The organism is bacterium (genome assembly GCA_036524115.1).
Lineage (GTDB): Bacteria > JAUVQV01 > JAUVQV01 > JAUVQV01 > DATDCY01 > DATDCY01.
This window is the reverse complement of record DATDCY010000239.1, coordinates 1-4,405: the sequence shown is the minus strand read 5'-3', so window position 1 is coordinate 4,405 and position 4,405 is coordinate 1. Positions and strand designations below refer to the sequence as shown.

General features: G+C 74.7%; 4 protein-coding genes. 1 reads left to right on the top strand and 3 read right to left on the bottom strand.

All coding sequences use genetic code 11. The features are described 5' to 3' along the window. The coding region (locus VI078_11560) for a polysaccharide deacetylase family protein (GenBank protein HEY5999919.1) at positions 1–770 on the top strand (770 nt) is incomplete at its 5' end. On the opposite strand, the gene VI078_11555 is transcribed toward VI078_11560, so the two are convergent. The 3 genes from VI078_11555 to VI078_11545 form a co-directional block, all read right to left on the bottom strand. After that, positions 678–1,946: a glycosyltransferase family 4 protein gene (locus VI078_11555; GenBank protein ID HEY5999918.1), complete on the bottom strand. Its 1,269-nt coding sequence runs from the start codon at positions 1,944–1,946 to the stop codon at positions 678–680. The two genes, VI078_11560 and VI078_11555, sit on opposite strands and share 93 nt — an antisense overlap. A 14-nt stretch (positions 1,947–1,960) precedes the next feature. Next, positions 1,961–3,463 carry a polysaccharide biosynthesis C-terminal domain-containing protein gene (locus tag VI078_11550; GenBank protein ID HEY5999917.1) on the bottom strand — a complete coding sequence of 501 codons (1,503 nt, stop codon included), beginning with the start codon at positions 3,461–3,463 and terminating at the stop codon, positions 1,961–1,963. Further along, positions 3,460–4,405, bottom strand: a 946-nt coding sequence (locus tag VI078_11545; protein HEY5999916.1) for a radical SAM protein, incomplete at its 5' end; no start/stop codon positions are given. The genes VI078_11550 and VI078_11545, both read right to left, overlap by 4 nt.

Sequence of the window (4,405 nt, the reverse complement as noted above, 5' to 3'; positions counted from 1 at the left end):
TGGCGCTCTGGGCGGCGTCGCTGCTGCCGCGCCCCTGGAGCTTCGCCGCGGCGGCGGCGGTCGTCGCGCTCGCGCTGGCCGCCGCGCTGCTCGCGCTGGACATCGTCGCGCCCGGGGTGAACCTGTTCTCGCGGGCGCTCCAGCGCCTGCCCGCGTCCGCCGGCGCCGGCGCGGTCGCCCTGACCTTCGACGACGGGCCGGTCGAGCCGTACACCCGCCAGGTGCTCGACGCGCTCGAGCGCCACGGCGCCAAGGCGACGTTCTTCTGCATCGGCGAGAACATCGAGCGTGCGCCCGAGCTGGCCCGCGAGATCGTGCGCCGCGGCCACACGCTCGGCAACCACACGCAGACGCACCGGCTCCTGCCGGGGCTGGCCGCGGCGGAGATCGAGCGCCAGATCGAGGAGTGCGCCCGCACCGCCGAGCGCGTCACCGGCGTGCGCCCGCGCCTGCTGCGCTGCCCGAAGGGCTACAAGGGCGTGCGCGTGGCGCGCGCGGCCCGGCGGCTGGGGCTCAGCCTCGTGGGCTTCGGCTACCCGATCTACGACGTGCAAAACCCGCCGGCCGCGCAGCTGGTGGCGCGCGTGCTGGGCCGCGTCGCCCCGGGGGACATCGTCCTCATGCACGACGGCGTCCCGCCGGGCAGGGCCGGCTCGCGCAGCTCGCTGGTGGAGGCACTACCGGCGATCCTCGCGGGGCTGCACGAGCGCGGCCTGCGCCCGATCGCCCTCGGCGAGCCCCCGGCCGGCGGCCTCGAGGAGCACGTCTGAGATCTGCCTGCCGAGCGCGCGGCTGGCGAAGCGCGCGCGGACGCCCTCCTGCCCGTCCCGGCCGAAGCGCTCCCGGAGCGTCGCGTCGCCCACGAGCCGCCCGAGCTTGTCCGCAAGATCCGCCGCGTCCCCCGGCGTCGCCCAGAAGCCGGTGCGGCCGTCGTCGACGACCTCGAGCGCGCCGCCGAGCCGCGAGACCACGCAGGGGATGCCGAGCGCCATGGCCTCGATGAGCACGCGCCCGAACGACTCCGGCTCGACCGACGGGAGCGCGAGCACGTCGAAGTCGGCGAGCACGGGCCGCACGTCGTCGAGAAAACCGGTGAAGTGCGTGCGCCCGCCGATCCCGGACCGCTCCGCCAGCGCGCGGTACTCGGCGCCGAGGTCGCGGTGGAAGCCGGTGTCGTTGCCCCCGAGCAGCACCAGGTGCGCGCGCGGGAACCGCTCCGCGAGCTGCCGGAAGGCCTCGAGCAGCACGGGGAGGCCCTTCTTGGGCACGAGCCGCCCGACGTACCCGACGACGACGGCGTCGCCGGGGATGCCGAAGTCGCGCCGCAGCGTCGGGGCGATCCGCGCGCGGTCGAAGCGCTCGAGGTCCACGAAGTTGTGCACGATGCGGACCTTGGCCGGCTCGCAGGCGAGGAACAGCTCGGCCGACGCGCGCGAGTTGCAGATCAGCCGCGTCACGCAGGCGCGCTGCGCGAGATAGCGGTAGAAGGCGCGGCCCACCGGCGCGACGTGGATGTTGCGGGCGTGGAAGACCACCGGCACGCCGGCGCGCGCGCCGGCGACCGCCCCGATCGGGTTGGCGAGCATGTGGTTGCAGTAGATGAGGTCGGCGCCGATCTCGCGGGCGATGCGCGCGATCTTCCCCGCCGAGCGCGGCAGGCCGTAGACGTTGCTCGCCCAGTGGAACCACTCCCAGCCCAGGCGCCCGGCGAGCGCGTAGTTGCTGCGCTGCGGCCGCTCGACGAACTCCGGCACGTACCAGATGCGCTCGACGTTCTCCAGCCCCGGCGCCAGGATGCCCGGCGAGGGCATGACGACGTGGGCCTCGATCCGCGGGTCGATCACCTTGAGGTAGGCCTGGAGGCTGCGGCCGGCGCCGCCGCCGTTGATGCAGCTGTTGAGGAAGAGCACCCGCGCCCGGGAGCCCTTCGCGGTTGCGCGCGTCATCGTCGGCAGACCGCTCACACCGGCGAGGGGGCGGCCGGCGCCCGGTTCCGGCCGCGGTTGAGCAGGGCCAGCGTCCCCGCGTAGACGGCGGCGTACCAGCCGGCGGCGGCCGCGAGCGCCGGCACGCTGCGCTCCCCGAGCAGCGCGACGGCCAGCCACGTGGTCGCGAAGGCGAGCACGAAGGCGGCCAGGGGGCGCAGCTGGGCCGCGTCGAACGGCCAGATCCCCAGCAGGCGGCGGGCCTGCGCGAGCCGCCAGAGCGCGACCGCCGCAGTGGCGAGCGTGGTCGCCGCGGCCGCGCCGAGGATGCCCCACGGCGGGATCATGAGCACGAGCAGCGCCAGGTTCACGGCCACGAGCACGACCGAGTTGACGAGCGTCACGGCCGCGTGGCCCGTGTAGGCCAGCACGTTCTCCATGAGCCCGACGGTGACGTGGAAGAGCTGGCCCACGGCGAAGACGCCGAGGGCGGCTCCCCCGGCGAGGAACTCCGCGCCGAAGAAGCGCAGGAACGCGTCCGGGAGCAGGATCATCAGGCCGAGCAGCGCGAGCGCGGGGACGGCCACCCAGCGGATGGCGACGGCGAGGCTCTGCGTGAGGCGCGGGAGGTCGCCGCGCAGGTGCAGGCTCTGGCTCAGCGGCATCAGGATCGCGTCGAAGGCCGAGCGCGTCTTGCGCAGCAGCGAGGCGATCTCCACCACGGCGCCGTAGACGCCGACGAGCTGCAGCGGCAGCAGGCGGCCGATCACGATCAGGTCGAGGCGCAGCTTGAACTGCGTGAGCAGCTCCCCGGCGCCGAGCGGGATCGCGGCGTGCCAGAGCGTGCGCCAGTCCACGCGCACCCGGGTCCCCGGCGGGGCGGCCGGATAGAGCCGGCGCACGAAGTACCAGGCCAGCGCCATCGCTCCGTAGGCGGCGGCCACCTGGGCGAGCACGACGCCGCGCACGCCGAAGCCCGCCCGGATGGCGGCCGCGCCGAGCGCGAGCACCGCCCAGGGCTCGAAGAGCGACTGCACGTACAGCTCGTAGCGCAAATCCAGCGAGGTGCGCGTCGCGAAGACGAGCATGTAGGTGCAGCAGAGGGCCGGCAGGCCGAGCGCGAACAGGCGCAGCGGCTCCGCCAGCTCGGGCTTGTGCAGCAGCCCGTCCGCGATCGGGCCGGCCGCCAGCGCGAAAAGGCCGGCCGTCAGCGCGCTGGCGGCAAAGCCCAGCGCGGTGACCCGCTGCACCGCCGCGCGGATCTCGCCCTCGCGGCCGTTGCCCTTGAGCGCGCCGGTGAGGAAGAGCAGGCCGCGGTCGAGGCCGAGCGAGGCGAACTTGCTCACCACCTCCTGGATGGCGTAGGCCAGCAGGTACAGGCCGAAGAGCTCCGCCCCGAGCAGCCGCGAGAAGAGCACGAGCGAGAGCGCGCGCCCCGACTTCACGAGGATGCCCAGCGCGTTGACGGCCACGCCGCGCGCCAGGTGCCGCTGGGTGTCGTGCCCGCCGCCGGCGTCCGCCGCCATCGCCCCGCTCACCCGAGCAGCTCGCGCACGCGCCGCCAGGTCACCGGCGCCTGCGCCTCCCCGCGGCATGAGTACCAGCAGGAGGTGCAGGAGACCGGCGCGGCCGCGCGCGGGTCGTAGTCGCGCCAGTCGCAGACCTCCGGCAGCTCCGAGCAGGGCTTGATCCGGCCCGCCGGCGTGACCTGCGCGAAGCGGATGCCCGCCTCGCAGCCGGCGATGCCCGCCCCCGCGAAGTACTCCTCGAGCCGGTCGAGGTAGTAATCGGAGCTGCGCGTGATCCGGTGCCGGCGCTTGGCGTCCTTGATCAGGCGCACCGCCTCGCGCAGGCGCTCGCGGTTCGCGTCGGCGACGAGCAGGTCGTCGCGGCCGGTCTTCTTGATGGTGCAGTACGCGGAGAAGCCGACGTGCACGCCGGCCTCGCGGGCCAGCTCCATGATCGCGGGGATGCGCTCGAGGTTGTCGTTCTTCACGACCGTGTTCAGGCTCACGGCGTCGAAGCCGACGCCCGCGAGCGGCCCGAGCAGGCCGCGGATCCTGGCTGCCAGGCCGGGGATGCCGCGCGCCCGGTCGTGGCGCTCGTCCGGGTAGTCGAGGGAGATCGAGAGCTGGTCGATCCCCGCCGCTCGCAGCTCCCGGGCCCGCTCCAGCGTCAGGAGCGCGCCGTTGGTGACCATGCTCAGGTAGACCGTGGGGTCCGCGGCGCGCACCCTGCGGACGAGCTCGGCGAAGTCCCGCCGCACCAGCGGCTCGCCCCCGGAGAAGGTCACCACCAGCGGCGCGAAGCGGCGCACGATCGGGGCGTAGTCCTCGAGCTCCGGCCCCGGCGGCTCCCGCCAGTAGTCGCAGAACTCGCAGCGGGCGTTGCAGCGCTTGGTGACCTCGATCGTCAGCAGCCGCAGCCGCTGCCCGCGCAGGGCGTGGCCGGCCAGCCGCGCGGCCAGGGCGAGGGTGCGC

Excerpts from the sequence above, each read along its gene's own strand:
- VI078_11555 (HEY5999918.1), bottom strand. The coding sequence starts at position 1,946 with ATGACGCGCGCAACCGCGAAGGGCTCCCGGGCGCGGGTGCTCTTCCTC.